The organism is Mesorhizobium sp. M0040, from assembly GCF_040323505.1.
In the GTDB taxonomy this organism is placed as follows: domain Bacteria; phylum Pseudomonadota; class Alphaproteobacteria; order Rhizobiales; family Rhizobiaceae; genus Mesorhizobium.
The window spans coordinates 1-21,644 of record NZ_JAMYVA010000070.1 but is presented as its reverse complement, the minus strand read 5'-3'; the positions used below and the strand labels follow the sequence as shown (position 1 = coordinate 21,644).

Below are 21,644 nucleotides of genomic sequence, written 5' to 3'. Positions count from 1 at the left end.
GCGCAAGCATGTCGCGGATCTGGAGGCCAGCACGACGGCGCGCTTCGAAGCGTCGGCCAAGACAGGCAAGGTCCGCAGGTTCAAGGAGTTCGTTGACGGCGCCGCTAGTTGGAGCCGCGTCGAGCGCATCATCGCGCGGGTCGAGGTCGGCGCCCAAGGTGGCGATATCGCTTCGTCGTCACCAACCTTGCCGGTGGGAAGGCCAAGGCGCTCTACGAGGATGTCTACTGCCGGCGCGGCGCGGCCGAGAACCACATCAAGTCGTGGAAGACGCATCTTGCCGCCGACCGCACATCCTGCACCAGAGCGACGGCCAACCAGTTCCGGCTATTCCTGCATGCCGGTGCTTACTGGTTGATGTGGGGCTTGCGGGCCGCGATGCCGAGGCGCTCGAGCTTTGCCGTCGCCCAATTCGACACGCTGCGATTGCGCCTCATCAAAATCGCTGCGCGGGTGGTCGAGATGAAATCGCAAATCCGCCTGCACCTGCCGACATCGTGCCCCGACCAGCGCATCCTGCGCATCGTCCTCGATCGCATCCCCCAACTCGCGACATACGATGGGGGCAGACGCCCCGAAACGAACCCGTCGACCGCAACCTGCAAACCCCCGCCTGCCATCACGACGGAGCAATCCCGGCGCCTGACGAGGCGCGTGGAAAAGCACCGCAACGGCGACCACAACGTCGCTTCAGGCCGTCAAAAGCTTATCGCCGTGCATCAAGGCGGCTAGAAGCGCGCCGGCAGCCTGGCGGGGGGCTTAGGGTTAGACTGCCGGCGCACGCCACTCATGAAGAGCGGCCCCTTTTTGCGGTTCCGACACCCATAGTCAACCCGGCAGCGTCTGGATGCCCGCTGTGCTCTTTTCAGAGCGGCTCGCGATGCCGGCCATGTCGGCCGATCCTGCCTAGGATGGGGGGCCACTCTCGTCGGCCGAGTTGATGCTCCAGCCAGTATCGCCTTGCCAACCAGCATGGGTTCGCCGTTAGCAATCCATCCTCGCGAGCCAATGCTATCGTGCACGTGTCGCAGCACTCCGGGCGGCTATATCGCCTAAGACAGCATGACGAAGCGTTCCAACTTCCTGTTCGGCGAGCCCGTGTGCAGTTCCTGACTCGGACAGTGGACGAGAATTCTCTTGGCGGTACTGCGCCAGAAGGCATTCGCGTCCAACGGAATCAAGCGACGACTATCAGCCGCAAACGTCACATCACAAGAGCGGTCTTCCACCCATTGCAGATTATCCGACTGATCAGGCGGCGTCCGATATGTCCGACTCTGCCTCAAGAATTCCCACAGGTATGGACAGCGATCTCGCTATCCGATTCCGATAGCCCTTATTGTACTTTAGACCCCGCTCGATGTTTTGGATTTCCTGAGCGGCAAGCCCGCACGCGACCGCGAGGTCCTCGATTGAATACCCAAGGTGCTCACGATAAGCGCGGATGATGTGGGTCCCCTGCGACATAGCCGTCAAGACTGGCTCGGGAATGCGCGAATCCTTCATAAACATCTCCAAGAAGATGGGAGCGCCTGACAAATCGGGAGATTTCCTCCCCGACCCTGGCGCACACCCAGCAAATCAAAAAAATGGACGTCCATTCGGCCGGACCGGCCTCATCCATGGAATGGGCCACTTGAAATTGGCAGCCGGGTCGGAATATGGCGGCTCACCTGCTTCTGATCAAGTTCTAAGAACCTGCCCGCCATGAGATGGCCTGATCGGCTGTAGCGCATTCGACCTGCGATCTTACACGACTCATTCTCCCCGATGGCTTTCTTGAACAGCAACTCGAACTCTCACTGACGCCTCCAGTGGCTATTCGCGGCACCGTCCACCCAGCCTCGCGGACGCTGATACCTTCGACCAATTTCCACCGCCGATGCAGCGAAGATGGACAAGCATCGCCACCTATAAAGGTTCACAATCATTCGACCGTGACCGATTTTGCGAGATTGCGCGGCTGGTCTACATCTGTGCCCATGAAGAGCGCCGTGTGGTAGGCAAGAAGCTGTATCGGCAGCGAGAAGATCATCGGCGCGATAATCTCGTCGACAGCCGGCAGCACGAGCGTGTGCATGGTGTCGAGTTTCGATGCGGCTGCCCCTTTTTCATCGGTGATGAGGATAATCCGCCCTCCACGGGCAGCCACTTCCTGCATGTTGGAGACGGTCTTGTCGAAAAAGCGATCATGGGGCGCGATGACGATCACTGGCATGTTGTCGTCTATCAATGCGATCGGACCGTGCTTCAATTCACCCGCCGCATAGCCCTCGGCATGGATGTAGGAAATCTCCTTGAGCTTCAGCGCACCTTCCATCGCTAGCGGGAAACTGGTGCCACGGCCGAGATACAGGACGTCACGACACTTTGACAGTTCGCGCGACAGGAACTCGATCTCCGGCTGGATGCTGTTGAGTACCTGGCCCATGACGCGCGGCACTTCGGCGAGGCTCCTGACGAGCGCCTGCAGCTCGTCTTCGGTTACGGTCCCGCGGGCTCTGGCGGCGCCGATGGCGAGTGCGGCTAGAACGGCAAGCTGGCAGGTAAACGCCTTGGTGGAGGCGACGCCGATCTCCGGTCCGGCAAGGATCGGGAAGACCGCATCGGCCTCCCGAGCGATGGTCGATTCGCAGGCATTGACGATAGCGCCAATTTTCAGCCCACGCTCCTTGCAGTACCTCAACGATGCGAGCGTATCAGCGGTTTCGCCGGACTGCGAAATGAAAAGAGCCGCCGACTGCGGCGACAACGGGATCTCGCGGTAACGGAATTCGGACGCAACGTCGATTTCAACTGTCAGGCGCGCATAGCGCTCGAACCAGTATTTTCCGATCAGTCCGGCGAGATAGGCGGTCCCGCAGGCCGAGATCGCCAAGCTCGGGATCCTGGCGAAATCGATGCCAGAAACCGTGTCGGCGCGATTCTCTATGATGTTGCTATAGTGACGGAGAGCATGGGCGATGACTTCGGGCTGCTCGTAGATTTCCTTCTCCATGAAGTGGCGATGGTTGCCCTTGTTGGCCAGATCGGCCGCGGCCGTGGAGGTATGGCGCGGACGCTCGACGGGATGGCCGTCGAAATCGAAGATATGGGCGCCCGAATTGCCGACAATGGCCCAGTCGCCCTCGATGAGATAGGTAATTTCATTGGTGAAGGGAGCAAGCGCGATCGCGTCGGAACCCAGGAACATCTCGCCGTCGCCGTGACCGATCGCCAGCGGTGGTCCGTTGCGCGCCGCCATGATGGTCGACGGATCATCTTCAAAGAGGACAGCAAGCGCATAGGCGCCCCTGAGGCGTTTCAGCATGGCACGCATCGCGTCTTGCCGCCTCATGCCGTCCCGGCGGTGTCTTGCCAAGAGATGCGCGACGACCTCGGTGTCGGTGTCGGTCTGGAACTCGGCGCCAGCCGCCGCCAATTCGTCCTTCAGCTCGGTGAAATTCTCGATGATGCCGTTATGGACGACGGCGACACCGTCGGTAAAGTGCGGGTGTGCATTGTGTTCCGTCGAGGCCCCATGGGTTGCCCAACGCGTGTGGCCGATGCCGATGTTGCCGCTCAGCGGCTCTTCCTTCAGTCTCCTCTCGAGATTGACGAGCTTGCCCTCGGCGCGCCGGCGGTGCAAGGCACCTTCGGTGATCGTCGCAACGCCGGCGGAATCATAGCCGCGATATTCCAAACGCTTCAATGCGTCGACCAACCGATCCGACACCGGCTGTTGCCCAACGATGCCAACAATCCCGCACATGTTCGTCTCCCCATTCTTGCCGGCAGCTTCAGCCCACGCGAGACGGATACCCATCCGGCCGCGTTCATTGGGGACCTTGTAGTAGTAGTCGGTAATATTGGTACAATTGATTGTAGGGATAACTATCATCCACCCCATGGATGAGCCGCGTTCGTGGGCCCTGATCTAACTTCTCGTTGCGCCTGACGCCCTCATGCCCGAACGCAAGCCCACACCCCGCGGCACGAAGGAACAATCGGCCATGCGCGAACCATCCCGGCTACGCACCTGACCACGGACCGCCGCCGCTCGTGATCACGCGGTGATCGGCATGATCACAAGCACTGTAGTTAGGCAGCGTCAGCGACGCATGATCGGCATCATCATCATCGGCAACGTCGGCGCCGTCGGCATGATTCACGTGTTCGTCACGTTGATCATAATCATCGTCGCCGCCGATCAAGTTTCTGATTGCCTGCCGCTTTGACGCGGCTTTCGCCGGTAGAGCTTAGCCCGCGATGGCCTATCAATACGCTGTTAGTCGGCATGGCCGAAACCGAGAGTCAGGCGGCGCACGCCACAGAGCACGTTCAGCGACCGTTTCAGTCAGCGCCGGCTTTCTTGGGGTTCGTAACGGTCATCAGGATTCTCGGGGCATGAATGCACTATCACGAAAGCGTTGGTTCTCAGTGCTTCGTCCGTATTACTCAAACCCGATTCCCGCAGCGGAAGAACTAGGCGCGTGTCACGTCTTGTACAAGGCACAATAGCAGTGAGAAATGGAAATTGATGCCTGCGCGTTTTCGGATAAGACAATCACCGAGCTGTCACCCGAATCACATCAGGAACTGTCTATAGCCACCGCCCATCAGGTAGCGGCCACGTTGGATGGCGCGACGCACCTGATCGCGAAGATGGCTACCTGGATGAGACCAATCTTCTTCAACACGGCGTCTCCCGAACAGGGCAATGGCGATCTCCTGATGAGATGCTCCCGCAAGCGAGCCATCCAAAGCCCGGAGCACGATACGCAGACGCGCTCCGCGGGGTTCCGGCGGAAAGCAAGCAGCTGCCAGGCGGCCGCAACCACTGATGTCGTTCAGGAACTGAAGGGCAGCGACATGGAACTTCAGGTGCTGCGGCTGCACGATCGCGTCGACATATAGCCGCAACGGGCGGAGAACGGATGCACCGGAAAGGGCGATCTGCAGACTCCGGCAGTCCTCCCTCAGCAGCACGTGCTGCACGCCGGCAGGTGTCAGCAGGATGTCCTTGCAGCATGAGAGCGACGAAAGATCAAGCGGTTCAAAATCGTGGTCGAGCCCAACCAGCTCCGCGGCCGCTCGTAGAATACGGGCGCAGTCGCGCGGATCCCAAAAGACCCTTGCCGACGTAGCGTCCCACTGTGGCGCGTCCGCGAAAAAGGAGGCTCCATTGTCTTAGGAAAGATGATCCTGTCGTCAACTCGATTATGTTCATGTCGGCCTGGGCTCCGACAATGCAGGCGGACGGTGCCATTTTGGCGTGGTCGCGCTGGAATTGTGGATTGCGCCGAAGGAACTCCCAGGCCCAGGCAGTGCGTGGCAATCGTCTGGCGTAGTGGTAAGCTTCGTGACGACGCCAGTCCGGCCAGCATACAAGACCGGCCGTCGCTTCCTTGGGCAGACCAGCATCCTTCACGGCTCAGGTGTCCACAATGCCGACGGGCCTAGAACCGGTTGCCACAGTACCGGTCCGCTCAGACGTCCCCTGCTGCGGATGCGCAAAAGGCTCGCGCGGGAAATCTCGAGAAACCCGGCCACCGCCTCCGTTTTGCCGACGGACTTGGGTTGTCCGATGCGCGACAATGGCCACGTCGCGAGGCGAAGGATCCGTTCCATGCGCGTGTCCGTCACCGTTACTATCCGGGTCAGATCCTTGGCCAAGCCGAACTCGATCATGCCCGCGAAGAGCTCGTAGGTTGCCTGGGCCAGTCCGCCCGCTGCCTTGGGCGCCGACGGAGGAAGATCGAGCGCGAAACGACTGCTCTCCCATATGTCGGAGGTCGAGGGCACGACGTCAGCACCCAGCAGCACCGGGAACGTGTCGCGCAACATTGTGGGTCCGGTGCTGGGCAAAAGACGCACGCAACCGCGAATTCGCCAGTCGGATCCCTTGAGGAGCAGATAGACAGGCTTCAGACCATCAAACGGGTCTGTTTCCATCTGGTCTTCGGTATCAACTTCCCAATCGAGCCTTTCCTTGAACACCCGAAACCTCAGCCCGTGCATCTCTTTGAGCTCGCTTGCGAACTCGTCGTAAAGGTCTGGTGTTATCAGCTGCATCATGGTCGCCTCCGTGCGGGATGTGTTCCCGCCATCGAAGGGCAAAGCCGGCAGCGATGCAGCCTGTAGAGGTTTACAGCTATCGTGGCCGACGAATCAGGATCTCGCCTGGCCGGAGGCAGCCAGTCGTGCAACGGCCTGGTTGATCGTGCGAACGCCAAGCTTTGCCTTGGCGTTTTCCAGATGAAAGGTCACGGTGCGCTTTGAGACGCCGAGAAGCTGGCTGATAACCCAAGCCGACTTGCCGCGCGCCGCCCATTTCAGGCACTCGAACTCCCGCGGGGTGAGCGTTACACCATCCACCACGCGATCGTCGGCGAGCCTGCGCCGGACATGGATATGAAAGTTGATGGCCACCAGCTGCAATGCTTTTTCGTAACGTGTCAGTGACCGCAACAGAGGCGGGCGGGACTCGTCGGAAGCAAAGGTCAGGGCAGCAAACCGGCCGCAATGATCATGCATGGATATCGTCAGGCCGCCGCGGATGCCAAACTCAGCCGCACTCTCCAGAATTTGTTGCTGCGAATTCGGCAGACAGTGCCGAGCGCGATCCACACCCCAATCAAAGGTATCCCAGCCTTGCAGCCCGCGCAGGATGACCGGATCAAGACTGTGGTACCGCTGTTGCAGATAACGTGATGTCCAGGATGAAGGATAGTTTGAGATCAATTGCGGGGCCTCGCCGGGGGCCGACGGGTAAGTGAAATAGGCGAATAGCGGAAAATCGAAGCCGGCTGCAGCGGATGCCATTGCCTCACGGAGATCGGCAGCATCAACACTTGCAGACAGTTGCTCGACGAAGTTCTCAAACACGCGATGCATTTGCGCTTTGCGTAACCTCCGTGATCGCTCGATGCCAGGCAGAGACCTTGTTTTAAACGATCCCGGACGGATACAGCGCGTGCCGAGAACCCCGTTAATCTGTTGAAACCCGTGATATTCTGACGTTGTCTATGAGCCGTGTGCCGCCGAGCCAGGCCGCGACAAGCAAGCGTGCAGGTCGGTCAAGGCTTGTGATGGGTCGCAGATCTGCCTCGTCGCGAAGTTCCAGGTATTCGACCTCGCGATAGCCCGCAGCCAGAATTGCTGCGCGCGCTTCGGCAAGCGTTGGCAGGACGGGCGAGCCGCGGGCAAGCCGCTCAGCCGTCTCGAGCAAGACCGATGATAGCTCGGGGGCAACAGCACGCTCTGCTTGCGAGAGCCGGACATTGCGCGATGATAGTGCAAGACCGTCGGCTTCGCGGACTGTCGGACAAGGAACAATGGTGATTGGAATATCCAGGTCCCGGGCCATACGCCTGACTAGCTGAAGCTGCTGAAAGTCCTTTTCGCCAAAGAAGCCGAAGTCAGCGCTGGTCTGCAGGAAGAGCTTGGCGACGACGGTCGCCACGCCATCGAAATGTCCCGGCCGGAAGGCACCGCACAGGCCCTCGCTGACACCGGACACCGAAACGGTCGTGGCGAAGGCCGCCGGATACATCTCCTCTGCGTCCGGCGCATAAAGCAGGTGCGCGCCAAGCGGTGCCAGCTTGGCGGCATCCTCGTCCTCGGTGCTCGGATACGCGGCGAGATCGGCCTCGCTGTTGAATTGCTTCGGGTTGACGAAGAGCGTCACGATCACCCGGTCGGCCTTCACGAGTGCCGCGCGCACCAGGCTGAGATGGCCCTCATGCAGGACGCCCATCGTTGGCACGACGGCAATCCTCACGCCCTCGCGGCGCCATGCGGCGATGATTTGGCGAAGCTGGGCAACGCTCCTGACAATCGGCACGCTCACGCTGCTTCTCCGCTCTTGGTGGCGTCCCCGTCGGCGGGCTTGGGCGCATCGGCAAACACGTGCTCGGCGGCCGGAAACTGGCGCTCCTTCACTTCCCGCGCATAGGCCGCGATCGCAGCCGCAGCGGCCTCCCCCAGTTCAGCATAGCGCTTGACGAATTTGGGCCGGAAGTCGCCGAAGAGGCCCAGCATGTCGTCGACGACGAGAATCTGGCCGTCACAGGCGGCCGAGGCACCGATGCCAATGGTCGGGGTCGCCACCTCCCCGGTGATCCGGCGGGCGAGCGCCTCGGGAACCTTCTCCAGCACGACCGCAAAGGCGCCCGCTTCGCTCACCGCAAGCGCGTCGCGCCTGATGCGCTCGGCATCCCCGCCTCTGCCCTGCACGCGGTAGCCACCGATGGTGTTGATCGCCTGCGGCGTCAAGCCGACATGGGCCATGACCGGCACGCCGCGCGCGGCGAGGAAGCCGATCGTCTCTGCCATCGTTTCGCCGCCTTCGAGCTTGACGGCCGCGCAGCCGGTCTCGGCCATGACGCGCGCGGCATTGCGGAAAGCCTGCTCGGGGCTTTCCTCGAAGGAACCGAACGGCAGGTCGACGACCATCAGCGCCTGCTCGAGGCCACGGCGCACGGCCTGGCCGTGCGTGATCATCATCTCCAGCGTCACACCGAGCGTCGAGGGCAGGCCGTGGAGAACCATGCCGACGCTGTCGCCGACCAGCACCACATCGCAATGGGGATCGACAAGCCGGGCGACTGGCGTCGTGTAGGCGGTAAGGCAGACGAGCGGCGTCCCACCTTTGCGCGAACGAATATCCGGCGGTGTGATCGCCTTGGTGTCACCAAACGCACTCAATGGACCCTCCTTCCCCAACGTTACCAACCGCGGGTGTCGCGTTTGCCACATTTTTGTGCAAGTGCGAAGAGCTAAAAATGGCCGTGCAGCTGTGCGGTGTTGACGTGCGGACAGGCGCGCTTACATTTAAATCGATTCAGGCGCTCCCGAGCTGGCCAACCACTTTCGCGAACATGGACGATCAGGCAAAAGGACCCAGGAAAGACAGAGCCGCCGTCAAGGCCGACGAAGTCAAAGTGGACCTGATCGCCTTTGTCGTCGCCGTAAACGACAGTGAACCCTGTGTCCTCACCATCGGCCAGGCGGACACCCTGCCCTCCGGACCATTTGCGCTTGAGCACCGATCGCTGCAATCCGGTTTGAGGGGGTGGGTCGAGCAGCAGACCGGCCATCCGCTGGGGTATATTGAGCAACTCTACACCTTCGCGGATCGGGATCGCATCGGCGCCGAGCGCCAGCAGCGCGTCATCTCCATCAGCTATCTCGCATTGACCCGCAAGGAACAGGCAGCTGGCTCGCCCAAGTGCGGCTGGCAGAGCTGGTATGAATATTTTCCATGGGAGGACCACCGCTCCGGCACGCCTCCGGTCGTGCTGGACGTTCTGCGACCGCGCCTGATTGAATGGGCAGACAGCGTCAGCGACGCGGCCACGCGACGTGAACGCTGGCAGCGGGCGACGATAGCCTTCGGCTTCGACGACCGCCTTTGGAACGAGGAACTCACGCTTCAACGCTATGAGTTAGTCTACGAAGCAGGCCTGGTCCAAGAGGCCGGAAGCGGACGGGACGCGACGCTGCCTCCGCTGGTGCCCAGCAAGTCTATGGTCGCCGATCATCGCCGCATCGTGGCGACCGGCATTGCGCGGCTGCGCTCCAAGATCAAATACCGGCCGGTCGTCTTTGAGCTGATGCCGCCGGTCTTCACGCTTTTGCAGCTGCAGCGAACCGTGGAGGCGCTTGCCGGCAGGCTCGTGCGTAAGCCGAACTTTCGCCGGCTGATCGAGCAGCAGGAGCTGGTCGAAGAGACCGGAGAGGCAACCGCGGAGACCGGCGGCCGGCCAGCGAAGCTTTACCGGTTCCGCCACGCCGTTCTCGACGAGAGGGTCATCGCCGGGACAAAATTGCCGCTGGCGCGGGGTTGACATCGCTTATACTCACAGCAAGTATATGCTGGTTATTTTCAACTAGAGTATAAGCTGGAGGGGTCGATGAGCGCCATGCTGCCTGCGACCGCGTTTCTCTACGAGCGCGTCCGACGAGTGATCCCGCCGATCGAATGGCCGGCTTTCGTCGAGGATATCGAGGCGATCCTTGCACTGAAGCGCGAGCGCAACGCCATCATCCTGGCGCACAACTATCAGACCCCCGAGATCTTCCATTGCGTGGCCGACATCGTCGGCGACAGCTTGGCACTGGCCCGCACGGCTGCGACGATCGAGGCGCAAGTCATCGTGGTGGCCGGCGTACATTTCATGGCCGAAACGGCCAAGCTGCTCAATCCGCAAAAGACGGTGCTCATTCCCGACCTGCGGGCAGGCTGTTCGTTGGCGGAATCGATCACGGCAGAAGACGTGCGCTTGATGCGCCAGCGTTATCCCGGCGTGCCGATCATCACTTATGTCAACACGTCGGCCGAAGTGAAAGCCGAGTCGGATATCTGCTGTACATCCGGCAACGCCAAGGCGGTCGTCCAATCCCTTGGCGTTCCCCAGGTGATCATGTTGCCGGACGAATATCTGGCCCAGAATATCGCCGCCCAGACCGATGTGCAGATCATCGCCTGGAAAGGGCATTGCGAGGTGCATGAGCGCTTTACACCGGCCGACATCCGCGAGTTGCGCGAAAGCCATCCCGGCGTGATCGTGCTCGCGCATCCCGAATGCCCGCCCGACGTCGTGGCTGAAGCAGATTTTTCCGGCTCGACCGCTGCCATGTCCGACTATGTCGAAAGGCAAAGGCCGGCACGTGTCGTGCTGATGACGGAATGTTCGATGAGCGACAACGTCGCGTTAGCGCACCCAGAGGTCGCGTTCATCCGGCCCTGCAATTTGTGCCCGCACATGAAGCGGATCACGCTTGCCAACATCCGCATGGCGCTCGAGCAGAACCACCATATCGTAACCATCGAACCCGGGATCGCCGAGCGCGCGCGGCTTGCGGTCGAACGGATGCTGGCAATTTGAGCGCCGATGTCCGCAGCTTCTTCGGGCGGCCCATCATCATCGGCGGCGGCATCGCCGGACTGATGACCGCGCTTCAACTGGCGCCGGAGCCGGTGCTGCTTCTGTCCAGGACGCTGCTGGGAGCTGACAATTCGAGCACCTGGGCACAGGGTGGTCTGGCTGCAAGTTTCGGCGAAGACGACGATCCGGCACTGCACCTGGCCGATACGCTTGCCGCCGGGGATGGTCTCTGCGACAGAGACGTGGCGAGCCGCATCCTCCAAGCCGCGCCCAAGGCGATAGAGAGGCTTGCGGGCTTTGGGGTTCCCTTCGACCGTACACCGAAAGGATCACTGTGCCTCGGATTGGAGGCCGCACACAGCCGACGTCGCATCGTTCATGCGCATGGTGACGGCACCGGGCGTGAGATCATGCGTGCCCTGATCGCGGCTGTGCGTTCCACACCGTCGATTGTTGTCGTGGAGGGCGTGGAAGCGCGCCGGCTGGCGGTGCGAGAGAATGCGATCCGAGGCGTCTGGGCGAGCGGTTCGATAGGACCTGTCTTCTTCGGCTCACGGCGGGTCGTCCTCGCCACCGGTGGGATCGGGGGACTGTTTCTCGACACCACCAATCCTTGGGCCAGTTGGGGACAGGGCCTGGCGCTTGCGGCCCGCGCTGGAGCTGTCCTTGCCGACCTCGAGTTCATCCAGTTCCACCCGACCGCGCTTGACGGCCCGGAACGCCCTATGGTGCTGGTCAGCGAGGCCGTCCGCGGCGAAGGTGCTGCCCTGATCGACGAAACCGGCCAGGCTTTTCTCCAGAGCGTGCCAGGGGCGGAACTTGCGCCTCGCGATGTCTTGGCGCGCGCCGTCTGGAACCATCTTGCCAACGGCCACCGTGTTTTTCTCGACGCGCGGCAACGGCCTGGCCCGGAATTTGCTCGACACTTCCCGACAATCGCATCAGCCTGTCGTGGAGCCGGCATCAATCCCGCGCGCGATCTCATCCCCATTCGTCCGGCCCAACACTACCACATGGGTGGCGTTGCCGTGGACGGCTCCGGTAGGACCTCCGTCAAGGGGCTGTGGGCCTGCGGCGAAGTCGCTTCGACAGGACTGCATGGCGCCAACAGGCTCGCCAGCAATTCCTTGACCGAGGCCGTCGTGTGCGCCCGCTGGGTCGCTGAAAGTGTCGCCGGAACGCCTGCTCGCAGAACAAAGCCTGCGTTTGCGGACGTTTACCCATCGCCCGCGCCGACACCCGTGCGTGTCTTCCTGTCGCGCGCACTCGGCATCGTCCGGGATGGTGAAGGTTTGAAAGCAGCCGCATATGCCTTGTTGCCGCTCGCCGAAAGCAAGGACGCGGCCTCGGATCCGGCGGCTGTCGGGCTAATGATCGCGGTTGCCGCCCTGTTGCGCGAAGAAAGCCGCGGCGCTCATTACCGGACAGACTTTCCTCATTATGCGACTGTCGCCCGACGGTCCGAAATCACCCTCGAAGCCGCCTTGGCCGCTGCGCGGGAACTCGGACACTCGCCAAGCCTCGAAGGGGCAAAGTGATGACGCTCTCACCGCTTCCCACGGTCATGCTTGAGCCGCTTGTAAGGGCAGCTCTTCTTGAAGACCTTGGCAGAGCCGGCGACTTGACCACGGAGGCCATCGTGCCGAAGGCACACCAAGCGGGAACCGTGCTGGCGGCGCGCCAGTCCGGAGTTGTCGCCGGCCTCGATCTGGCGATGCTCGCTTTCCGCTTGATTGATCCTGATGTCGAAATTTCGGTGGAGCGGGCAGACGGCTGCAATGTCATGGATGGAGAGGTCATTGCATCAGTGGTTGGCCCTGCCCGGGCCATTCTCACAGCCGAACGGACGGCACTCAATTTTTTGTGCCATCTGAGCGGCATCGCTACAGCAACGGCATCGATCGTCGCTGCGGTTCGTGGATATGGCGCGAAGATCGTCTGCACGCGCAAGACGACGCCCGGATTGCGGGCAGTCGAAAAATATGCCGTGCGCGCAGGTGGCGGATCCAATCACCGCTTCGGCCTCGACGACGCAATTCTGATCAAGGACAACCACATCGCCATCGCAGGCGGCGTTCGCCCGGCGCTCGAGCGAGCACGAAGACGGGCCGGTCATCTCGTCAAGATCGAAGTCGAGGTCGATACGCTGGCCCAGTTGGAGGAGGTACTTGGCTTCGCTCCCGATGCGGTTCTGCTCGACAACATGTCCCTCGCCGATCTTCGCCGCGCCGTCGCAATCGTTGGCGGCCGTGCTATCACCGAGGCTTCTGGCGGGATCGCATCCGATACAGCGCGAGCGATTGCCGCGACCGGCGTTGATCTGATTTCAGTCGGCCGACTGACCCACAGCGCGCCGATCTTGGATATCGGCCTCGACTATTGGGGCTCATGATTGCCTGAGGAACGGACAGGATCGAATCAACTGTCCTTTCCGATCGTCATCAATCAGACAGCAAAGCAAGGCAGAACCGGAGGAACAGCATGGACATGCAAACAGCCAGTCCAACGCAGACATCGCCACAGGCTCAATCCCCTGACCCTGGAGCGTGGACCCTGGAGAAGGCTCGGGCACTTCACGATGCCCCCTTCAACAATCTCCTCTTCCTCGCGCAAACCGTGCACCGCCAGAATTTCGATCCCAACAAGGTCCAGCTCAGCCGGCTGCTCAGCATCAAGACGGGCGGATGCCCGGAGGATTGCGGCTATTGCAGCCAGTCGGCGCATCACGAGACCGGCCTGAAGGCGTCGAAGCTGATGGAGGTCCGGCGCGTCGTCGCCGAGGCGAAGAAAGCGCGTGACGCCGGCGCAACCCGCTATTGCATGGGCGCGGCCTGGCGAAACCCCAAGGCGCGCGACATGGATGCGGTGGTGGCGATGGTCGAAGGCGTCAAGGCGCTGGGCATGGAGACCTGCATGACGCTCGGCATGCTCGATCGTGAGCAAGCCGCTCGACTGAAGCAGGCTGGTCTCGACTTTTACAACCACAACATCGATACGTCGGAACGCTACTATAGCGAGATCATCAGCACGCGCAGCTTTGCCGACCGGCTCGAGACGCTCGAGCACGTTCGCCAATCCGGCATCAAGGTCTGCTGCGGCGGCATTGTCGGCATGGGCGAGGAGCCGGTGGACCGGATCGGCATGCTGGTGACGCTGGCCAACCTGCCGGAACATCCGCAAAGCGTTCCGATCAACATGCTGATGCCGATCCCCGGCACCCCGCTTGCCGACGCCAAGCCCATCGAGCCGATCGAATTCGTGCGCGTGATCGCGCTGGCGCGCATCATGATGCCGAAATCGCATATCCGTCTTTCCGCCGGCCGTACGGCCATGACCGACGAGATGCAGGCGCTGTGCTTTTTTGCCGGCGCCAACTCGATCTTCGTCGGCGACACGCTGCTGACGGCGGACAATCCCGGTGAGGACAGGGATACCCTGCTGTTCCGGCGCCTTGGCATCGAGCCGATGGAACTCGAGGCGCAATGAACGGGGCACCGCTTGCCCGCTATGAGGCGACCTTGCAGGGACTGGCGCGCAGGGACCGGCTGCGGACGCTGAAGCCGCGCGCCGGCCGCGACTTCTCGTCGAACGACTATCTCGGGCTTGCCGCCTCCAAAAGACTTGGCGAAGCGGTTGCGGCGGCGATTGCGCGTGGCACGCCGGTTGGCGCCACCGGGTCGCGGCTGTTGCGCGGCAATGCGCCGGAACACGAGCAGCTCGAGGCAGACGCGGCAGCATTCTTTGGAGCCGACCGCGCGCTGTTCTTCGGCAGCGGCTACATCGCCAACTTCGCTCTGCTGACGGCGCTGCCGCAGAAGTGCGACCTTTTGGTCCTCGACGAACTCGCCCATGCCAGCATGCATGAGGGTGCGCAGGCCGGGCGCGCACAGTTCGTGCTGGCCGCGCACAACGACGCCAACGCTGTCGAGGATGCGATCACGTGTTGGCGCGCCGAAGGCGGCATGGGATGCGTCTGGATTGCGGTGGAAAGCCTTTACAGCATGGATGGCGACTGCGCGCCTTTGGAGAGCCTGGTCGCGCTTGCCGATCGGCACGAGGCATTCCTCGTCGTCGACGAGGCGCACGCCACCGGCGTCTGGGGACCGGACGGCCGGGGGCTGGCTGCCGCTTTCGAGGGCCGCGACAACATCGTCGCGCTCCACACCTGCGGCAAGGCGCTCGGCGCATCTGGTGGGCTCGTGACCGGGCCGAGGACACTGTGCGAGTATCTGATCAACCGTTGCCGGCCATTCATCTACGCCACCGCGCCATCTCCGCTGATGGCGGTCGCGGCGCGCGAAGCGCTCGCAATGCTCGCCGACGAGCCTATGCGGCGTTTTCAGCTGCATGAACGCGTCGCCCTCGCAGGCCGCCAATTGGTCGATCGCTGCGGCGTGATACCAAGTGGCTCTCAGATCCAGCCCTTGGTAATCGGCGATGTCAGGCGCACCATAGCAGTGGCGGCGCGCCTTCAGGCCCGCGGCTTCGACATACGCGGCATTCGTCCGCCGACCGTGCCCGAGGGCACGTCGCGGCTGCGCATCTCACTGACGCTCAATATCGGCGAAGCCGACATTTCCGCCATGGTCGAGGCGCTCGTCGAGGTGTTGGCTCAGACATGACCGGAGGCGACATGACCAAGCGCATCGTCATCACCGGAACAAACACCGGAATTGGCAAGACGGTGTTCTCGGCCGGGCTTGCCGGCCTGCTTGACGGTTTCTACTGGAAGCCGGTGCAATCGGGCCTCGACGGCGAGACCGACAGCGAGGCGGTTGCGCGACTTGCCGGGCTGCCGTCGGGGCGCGTGCTGCCGGAAGCCTACCGCTTGAAGAGCCCGCTTTCGCCGCATCGTTCGGCCGAAATCGACGACGTTTCGATCGAGGCTGCCGATCTTTCGTTTCCGGTCCTGCCGACACCGCTCGTCATCGAAGGCGCCGGCGGGCTGATGGTGCCGCTGAACCGCCGGATAAGGTTCATCGACATATTCCAGCAATGGAAGTTGCCGGTCATTCTGTGCGCCCGCACCGCGCTCGGAACAATCAATCACACCCTGCTGTCGATCGAGGCCCTGCGGGCGCGCGCTATCCCGCTGGCTGGCATCGCCTTCATCGGCGATGAGATGACCGATACGCAACGGACGATCGTGGAATTCGGCGACGTGCCGCAACTCGGCAGGCTGCCGCACCTCGATCCGCTGACGGACAAAACGCTGAGACAAGCGATGATTGCCGGCTTCGACCTCGCTTTGATTGCCGGAGGCGGATGATGCCGCAATCCCGTGTGTGGCATCCCTTCACCCAGCACGCGCTCGAGCCGGCGATCCCTGAAATCGTCCTGACTGAAGGCGCGTATCTCCACAAAGCCAATGGCGCGCGCATTCTGGACGCCATTTCCTCCTGGTGGGTCGTCACCCATGGCCACCGCCATCCCCGCATTATAAAGGCGATCGAGACGACCGCCTCGAGCCTCGACCAGATCATCTTCGCAGGTTTCACGCACGAGCCTGCCGAATGCTTGGCCAAGGCGCTTGTCGGGCTCGCTCCCGCCGGACTCGACTGGGTGTTCTATTCCGACAGCGGCTCGACCAGCGTCGAAGTCGCGCTGAAGATGGCGCTCGGCTATTTCCGCAACATCGGCGCGCCGCGCTCGCGCATCGTCGTCATGGAGCACAGCTATCATGGCGACACGATCGGCACCATGAGCGTCGGTGCCCGTGGCGTGTTCAACGCCGCCTACGAACCCTTGCTGTTCGAGGTCGACACCATTCCCTTCCCGGCCGCCGGCCGCGAGCAGGAAACGCTAGATCGTTTCGAGGCCCTCAGCCGCGACCAGCGCGCCGCCGCGCTGATCGTCGAACCGCTCGTGCTTGGCGCCGGCGGCATGCTGATGTATCCGGCCTGGGTTCTGTCAGAGTTGAAAAACATCACTGAGGCCTCCGGCACACTGCTGATCGCCGATGAGGTGATGACCGGCTGGGGGCGCACCGGAACCATGTTCGCCTGCGAGCAAGCGTCCATCTCTCCTGATATCCTTTGCACCTCGAAGGGCTTGACCGGCGGAGCCATCCCGCTGGCCGCCACGCTTGCCACCGATGCCATCTTCCAGGCTCATTATTCCGAGGAGCGCAAGAAGACGTTTTTCCACTCGAGTTCCTACACGGCCAATCCGATTGCCTGCGCGGCAGCACTCGCCAATGTCGAGATCTGGCGTGACGAGCCGGTGGCCGAGTGGATCGCGGCCTTGAGCGAGAGACAGGCCGCCGGGTTTCGACGCTTTCGCGACAATGCCAACTTCACCGACAGCCGCGCGATCGGCACGATCCTGGCTCTCGACCTGCGCGCCGGCTCTGCCGGCTATCTGGCCGAGATCGGACCTAAGCTGCGGGCCTTTTTCCTCGAGCTCGGCCTGCTTGTGCGCCCGCTCGGCAATGTCCTTTATCTCATGCCGCCCTATTGCGTCACCGGCGACGAGCTCGATCGGCTCCATGACGCGATCGAGGAGGCCGGCGAACGCTTCGGTTCGAGCCCATGAGCAGGTTGTCGCGCCTTCTCGGGTTTGGCCATCATGCGCCTGGCCGAAAGGTGACGAATGCCGAAATCGAGAACAATCTCGGCCTCGAACCGGGCTGGATCGAGCGGCGTACTGGAATCCGGTCGCGCTTCTGGGCAACGGACGAAGACACGCTGTCTGGTCTTGCTGCGCAGGCCGGCGCCATGGCGCTGGCCAGCGCCGGCATTGCGCGCAACGACATCGGTCTGCTGCTGCTTGCCACCTCGACGCCCGATCACCTCCTGCCGCCCAGCGCGCCCCTGGTCGCACATCGGCTGGGGCTCGGCCGCGCCGGCGCTGTCGATCTGACCGGCGCCTGCGCCGGCTTCATCTATGCGCTGATGTTTGCGGACGGATTTACCCGCCTGCACGGCAAAGCGAGCCTTGTTATCGCCGCCAATATCCTCAGCCGCCGCATCAATCCCTCTGAGCGCGCCAGCGCCGTGCTGTTTGCCGATGCCGCCGGCGCCGTCGTGATCGGTCCGTGCGAGGATACTGATCGGGGGATTCTCGGTGCCTCCGTGGATTCGGACGGCTCGCGATACGGGCTGATCCAGATTCCCGCAGGAGGAAGCAACAAGCCGTTCCACGGTGACCTCGACCTCGCGCAAACGCGAATGACGATAACCGACGGCCGCGAAGTATTCGCCAAGGCCGTCGAGATGATGACCGATTGCTCGATAAGCGCGCTAGCCGCTGCCGGAGTGCGACCACAGGATGTCGACCGGTTCGTGCCGCATCAGGCCAATACTCGCATTTTCGATGCGGTCGGGCGAAACCTCGGCGTTGCCGATCACCTGATCGTCAAAACGATCGCCGAATATGGCAACTCTTCCGCCGCGACGATCCCGCTCTCACTGTCGGTCGCCAATCAAGCGGAGCCGTTTCGGCCGGGCGAGAAAATACTCCTGGCGGCGGCAGGTGCGGGACTCAGCGGCGGGGCGCTCGTCGTCGGGATTTAGCCCAGCGAAGCTGCTCACTGGCTCTGTGAGATGAATAGGACAACGGGACCAATGCGAAAAATAGTCGCCGGCAAGCTGCACGGCATCCACGTCACCGAAGCAAACCTCAACTACCACGGTTCGATAACGCTCGACCCTGACCACTGCGAAGAAGCCGGGATCCTGCCAATGGATTCGTGGGAGACATGGAGCAAGACTTCCGGCGCGCGAATCTGGACCTATGTCATCCTCGGCGAGCGCGGCTCTCGATGCTGCATCCTCAACGGCGCGGCCGCCCGGACCTGCCAGCCCACTCCATCCATCTGGACGAAGCGCGCATTCCTCTCTGAAGCCGCGGATCGTTACATTCGTCATCAACAATGTCGTCGGCTTTCTGACCGATGGCAATGCGCTGACGCGGACGGCGTTGACGATTAGATCGGCAGGGCGCTTCAGCAGAACTTTCGCCGGTTGATGGAGCAGCAGGAATTGGTGGAGGAGACCGGCGAAAGTGCATTTGATACCGGCGGTCGGCCGGTGAAGCTTTATCGCTTCCGCCACCATGTCCTCGACGAAACGGCGGTCGCCCGGACAAAATTGCCGCTGGCGCGGGCTTGACATCCTTTATACTCAACGTAGAAATATACCCTTATAATCAATTCGATTATAACGAGAAATTCATTCGCACCGTCCGAACCCACGGTCTCGCTCGGGAAGCCCGTATGAGTGGATCGAAGTGATCTTGGAAATGAAACGGCCGAGGACGGGCTTTCAATCTTTGTCGTGAAGGAGGTGCCGCGCGAGTGGGCCAATGCCTTGCGGCAACGGTGAAGGATGTATACGGCCAGTAAACGCGTGCGTCAAAGTCGCTATCGAATGTACAGTTCGTCTAAATGTGCGATACGTTCGATTTGTGCAAGTAACACTTGGAAAAGTGTTGCATAAAAGAAAACGTCTAATCTACATAAAGCAGGCAAGCTAAGCTTTAAACCTGCACAAATGAGCGTGGGGCGCCCTGTTCTAGGGCGCCTTTTTAAGGATTATCATTAGACTCTCTCCCGGGGGAACTGTGGGTGAAGAAACAACGCATCGTCCTGCTGGCAGCTGTTTTGGCGTCTGCCTTTGGCTTTTTTTTGCTGATCCTGATCCTGCAGATGGTCAGTTTTTTGGTTGACTAGGCACGCGCAAGCGGGATGGATCGCGCAGAGACACGCGGAAGTTTTATCGCCAGCGAAACCCCGACGACCTGATGGGGAGTCGCGCCAGCAGGGTGGGAGCCACGTCCAGTGCCACCGACCATGCGAGATGCCGATTGTTGGCGCGTCTGTCAGTTCGCGCGGCCATATTCATTCTGGTGCCGATCTGTTGCCTTTTCTGCTTTTCCCATGCGTTTTAGGCCGAGCCAATTTGTGAAGCGGGCGGTCAATGGATCTGCGCCTCGCGATTGCCTGCCGTTGCCTGATTGATCTGGGCGGGATAATCCGAGAGCGAACGCTGCAACCGCGGTTCGAATTGCGCGAAGTTGAACCGGACTTCATCCGCGGTCAGGAACTGGTGGGTTGCGCCGGGAAAGCCGGCGACCATCACAAGGTCGCCTTCCTTGACGCCTTCACAGGCTATGGGTAGCCAACTCTTCGGCCGGTAAGGCACATTGTCGCGCGCATATGGCCGGGAGGAACCATCAGGAGCGACATAGGCGCGATAAAAGCCGAAGTGGCCCGTGTGGCGCAGCCACATCCAGTTGTCCGTTTGGCCGCCGAAGTTGCCGATGCCGAGCGCGGGCGCATAGACGAGGCGCACGTCCTCAATTTCGAGCTTCTGGAGGAGATAGTAGGAGACGCCGCCATACGTCGCAACGGCGATTGGGCTGTCCTTCACATGCGGCGATCAGGGCCTTTTTGTTCGTGGCGAGCCGCTCATAGCGGGCAAACCCGTTCAGCTTGTCCGAGACGCTCTTGAGCATTTCGGCGGTCACATCCCGCATGTCCTCGATCACATAGATGCGGCTGCCTGGCGCCGCGGGCAATTCTTCACCCAGGGCTCTTCGCCAGAAAGCCGTCTGTGAGATAGTCCTGGCCCTCCTTGCTGTGGTATTGGATGGATTCTAACACGCAATGATGATTGGTTGCGACCAGCCCTTGTGGACTGACGAACGAGGCGGAGCATCCGCCCAGTGATACGATCGCGTTGAGCGGGTCAGCGTCTAGACGGCCCAGCTGGGCGGGATCGATCTGGAGCCCATCCGCGCGCATGGCCGCGCACACTTCCGCAGTCTGGCCCGGCATCCACATACTTTCGTCCGCCGATGTAGCCGTGACCGTCCAGAGCAAGGCGATGGCAGTTGCTTTGGCCAAACATTTCAAATTCGAGTGCGTGCTGACTGTCGCTCTCATCTTGCCTCCTGTTCTCCGCAGATTGGATTGGTGACTATCGGGATGGCCGGAGTCCTGGCGCCCGCGCGGCGGCCACACCGTAAAGACCGAGTGGACGGTTAACGCAGGAATCCTGATGGCGCTCACCTCTCATTATATCGGTCGCGCGCAACGTTTGCGGATCATTCGCTGCACCAATCGTGCCAAATGAATAAAGCCTTCAGTTGCAAATGGTGAGCCGCCCCATCCATGTCCGATCTCCGACGTCGTTCACGTAAAAGGCTCGGTGCTTCCACGCTCGTTTGCTCTTCGCCCGTCCCTCTTCCGTCTTGACTAGCAGGAGCCTACGGCCTATCTCACTGCCGCGTTAGCACTCGCTTCTGGTGAGTGCTAAACACGCTCCGGCAACGGAGAACCGTTCAACATCCGCACCAGGGAAATCCAAAAATGGCAAAGTCGAATTTCCGGCCGCTGCATGACCGCGTGGTCGTTCGCCGCGTCGAGTCCGAAGCGAAGACCGCCGGCGGGATCATCATCCCCGATACGGCGAAGGAAAAGCCGCAGGAAGGCGAGATCATCGCCGTCGGTTCCGGCGCCCGTGACGAGGTCGGCAAGCTCGTCCCGCTGGACGTCAAGGCCGGCGACCGCATCCTGTTCGGCAAGTGGTCGGGCACCGAAGTCAAGCTCAACGGCGAAGACCTTCTGATCATGAAGGAAGCGGACATCATGGGCGTCATCGGCTGACACGCCGCCGCCTTTCATCCGCACCATCCAATCTGAATTTCGGGCGAAATGCCCAGGAGTAAAAAATGGCTGCCAAAGACGTAAAATTCTCCCGCGACGCTCGTGAGCGCATGCTGCGCGGCGTCAACATCCTCGCCGACGCGGTGAAGGTCACGCTCGGCCCC

Annotated in this window: 19 protein-coding genes and 4 pseudogenes; 13 read left to right on the top strand and 10 right to left on the bottom strand. The window is 61.6% G+C overall.

Features of this window, described 5'->3' with window-relative positions; genetic code table 11:
• A pseudogene (locus tag NKJ91_RS30825) lies at nt 1-549 on the top strand (transposase); the annotation flags it as partial.
• Between the two features lie 702 nt (nt 550-1,251).
• Here the strand turns inward: NKJ91_RS30825 and NKJ91_RS30820 are convergent.
• The 8 genes from NKJ91_RS30820 to panB form a co-directional block, all read right to left on the bottom strand.
• Nucleotides 1,252-1,467, bottom strand: coding sequence for a helix-turn-helix domain-containing protein (locus NKJ91_RS30820; RefSeq protein ID WP_352453550.1), 216 nt, complete (start codon nt 1,465-1,467; stop codon nt 1,252-1,254).
• 460 nt (nt 1,468-1,927) lie between these two features.
• Nucleotides 1,928-3,751, bottom strand: a complete 1,824-nt coding sequence (gene glmS, locus NKJ91_RS30815; RefSeq protein WP_352458531.1) for a glutamine--fructose-6-phosphate transaminase (isomerizing) — start codon at nt 3,749-3,751, stop codon at nt 1,928-1,930.
• 815 nt (nt 3,752-4,566) lie between these two features.
• Nucleotides 4,567-4,878 (bottom strand): DUF2285 domain-containing protein, encoded by a 312-nt coding sequence (locus NKJ91_RS30810; protein WP_352458534.1) that lies wholly within the window; start codon nt 4,876-4,878, stop codon nt 4,567-4,569.
• A gap of 157 nt (nt 4,879-5,035) precedes the next feature.
• Nucleotides 5,036-5,410, bottom strand: coding sequence for a transcriptional regulator domain-containing protein (locus NKJ91_RS30805; protein WP_352458530.1), 375 nt, complete (start codon nt 5,408-5,410; stop codon nt 5,036-5,038).
• The gene (locus NKJ91_RS30800) at nt 5,407-6,057 is read right to left on the bottom strand and encodes an acyl-homoserine-lactone synthase (RefSeq protein ID WP_352458529.1); all 651 of its coding nucleotides are present in this window, start codon (nt 6,055-6,057) and stop codon (nt 5,407-5,409) included. The genes NKJ91_RS30805 and NKJ91_RS30800 overlap by 4 nt, the downstream gene beginning before the upstream one ends.
• Nucleotides 6,058-6,150: 93 nt before the next feature.
• Entirely contained in the window at nt 6,151-6,876 is a 726-nt protein-coding gene (locus NKJ91_RS30795) for a LuxR family transcriptional regulator (protein WP_352458528.1), read from the bottom strand.
• A gap of 94 nt (nt 6,877-6,970) precedes the next feature.
• Nucleotides 6,971-7,831 carry a pantoate--beta-alanine ligase gene (panC, locus tag NKJ91_RS30790; protein WP_352458527.1) on the bottom strand — a complete coding sequence of 287 codons (861 nt, stop codon included), beginning with the start codon at nt 7,829-7,831 and terminating at the stop codon, nt 6,971-6,973.
• Nucleotides 7,828-8,688 (bottom strand): 3-methyl-2-oxobutanoate hydroxymethyltransferase, encoded by an 861-nt coding sequence (gene panB, locus NKJ91_RS30785; protein ID WP_352458526.1) that lies wholly within the window; start codon nt 8,686-8,688, stop codon nt 7,828-7,830. Before panB ends, panC begins: the two co-directional genes overlap by 4 nt.
• A gap of 173 nt (nt 8,689-8,861) precedes the next feature.
• Here panB and NKJ91_RS30780 point away from each other — a divergent pair, with 173 nt between their 5' ends.
• The 11 genes and pseudogenes from NKJ91_RS30780 to NKJ91_RS30730 form a co-directional block, all read left to right on the top strand.
• A complete protein-coding gene (locus NKJ91_RS30780; protein WP_352458533.1) occupies nt 8,862-9,830 on the top strand; it encodes an NUDIX hydrolase in 969 nt (322 codons plus the stop codon).
• 66 nt (nt 9,831-9,896) lie between these two features.
• A complete protein-coding gene (nadA, locus tag NKJ91_RS30775) occupies nt 9,897-10,871 on the top strand; it encodes a quinolinate synthase NadA (RefSeq protein WP_352458525.1) in 975 nt (324 codons plus the stop codon).
• Entirely contained in the window at nt 10,868-12,409 is a 1,542-nt protein-coding gene (locus NKJ91_RS30770; RefSeq protein WP_352458524.1) for an L-aspartate oxidase, read from the top strand. The genes nadA and NKJ91_RS30770 overlap by 4 nt, the downstream gene beginning before the upstream one ends.
• Nucleotides 12,409-13,263 (top strand): carboxylating nicotinate-nucleotide diphosphorylase, encoded by an 855-nt coding sequence (nadC, locus tag NKJ91_RS30765; protein ID WP_352458523.1) that lies wholly within the window; start codon nt 12,409-12,411, stop codon nt 13,261-13,263. Before NKJ91_RS30770 ends, nadC begins: the two co-directional genes overlap by 1 nt.
• Before the next feature lie 95 nt (nt 13,264-13,358).
• Complete coding sequence (bioB, locus tag NKJ91_RS30760) at nt 13,359-14,357, top strand: biotin synthase BioB (protein ID WP_352458532.1); 999 nt, start codon at nt 13,359-13,361, stop codon at nt 14,355-14,357.
• Nucleotides 14,354-15,493 (top strand): 8-amino-7-oxononanoate synthase, encoded by a 1,140-nt coding sequence (locus NKJ91_RS30755; protein ID WP_352458522.1) that lies wholly within the window; start codon nt 14,354-14,356, stop codon nt 15,491-15,493. Before bioB ends, NKJ91_RS30755 begins: the two co-directional genes overlap by 4 nt.
• A gap of 11 nt (nt 15,494-15,504) precedes the next feature.
• Complete coding sequence (gene bioD, locus NKJ91_RS30750) at nt 15,505-16,140, top strand: dethiobiotin synthase (RefSeq protein ID WP_352458521.1); 636 nt, start codon at nt 15,505-15,507, stop codon at nt 16,138-16,140.
• The gene (locus NKJ91_RS30745) at nt 16,140-17,405 is read left to right on the top strand and encodes an adenosylmethionine--8-amino-7-oxononanoate transaminase (protein WP_352458520.1); all 1,266 of its coding nucleotides are present in this window, start codon (nt 16,140-16,142) and stop codon (nt 17,403-17,405) included. The genes bioD and NKJ91_RS30745 overlap by 1 nt, the downstream gene beginning before the upstream one ends.
• Entirely contained in the window at nt 17,402-18,385 is a 984-nt protein-coding gene (bioZ, locus tag NKJ91_RS30740) for a 3-oxopimeloyl-[acyl-carrier-protein] synthase BioZ (RefSeq protein WP_352458519.1), read from the top strand. Before NKJ91_RS30745 ends, bioZ begins: the two co-directional genes overlap by 4 nt.
• A 51-nt stretch (nt 18,386-18,436) precedes the next feature.
• Nucleotides 18,437-18,839 (top strand): annotated as a pseudogene (locus NKJ91_RS30735) (aspartate 1-decarboxylase).
• Nucleotides 18,818-18,982: pseudogene (locus tag NKJ91_RS30730) on the top strand (NrtR DNA-binding winged helix domain-containing protein); the annotation flags it as partial. The pseudogenes NKJ91_RS30735 and NKJ91_RS30730, both read left to right, overlap by 22 nt.
• Before the next feature lie 804 nt (nt 18,983-19,786).
• On the opposite strand, the pseudogene NKJ91_RS30725 reads toward NKJ91_RS30730, so the two are convergent.
• Both NKJ91_RS30725 and NKJ91_RS30720 read right to left on the bottom strand, forming a co-directional pair.
• Nucleotides 19,787-20,390: pseudogene (locus tag NKJ91_RS30725) on the bottom strand (S46 family peptidase).
• A 4-nt stretch (nt 20,391-20,394) separates the two neighbouring features.
• Nucleotides 20,395-20,757, bottom strand: a complete 363-nt coding sequence (locus tag NKJ91_RS30720) for a S46 family peptidase (protein WP_352458516.1) — start codon at nt 20,755-20,757, stop codon at nt 20,395-20,397.
• 426 nt (nt 20,758-21,183) lie between these two features.
• On the opposite strand from NKJ91_RS30720, the gene groES reads away from it, so the two are divergent.
• Nucleotides 21,184-21,480, top strand: a complete 297-nt coding sequence (gene groES / locus NKJ91_RS30715; protein WP_352458515.1) for a co-chaperone GroES — start codon at nt 21,184-21,186, stop codon at nt 21,478-21,480.
• The last annotated feature ends 164 nt before the right edge of the window (nt 21,481-21,644 follow it).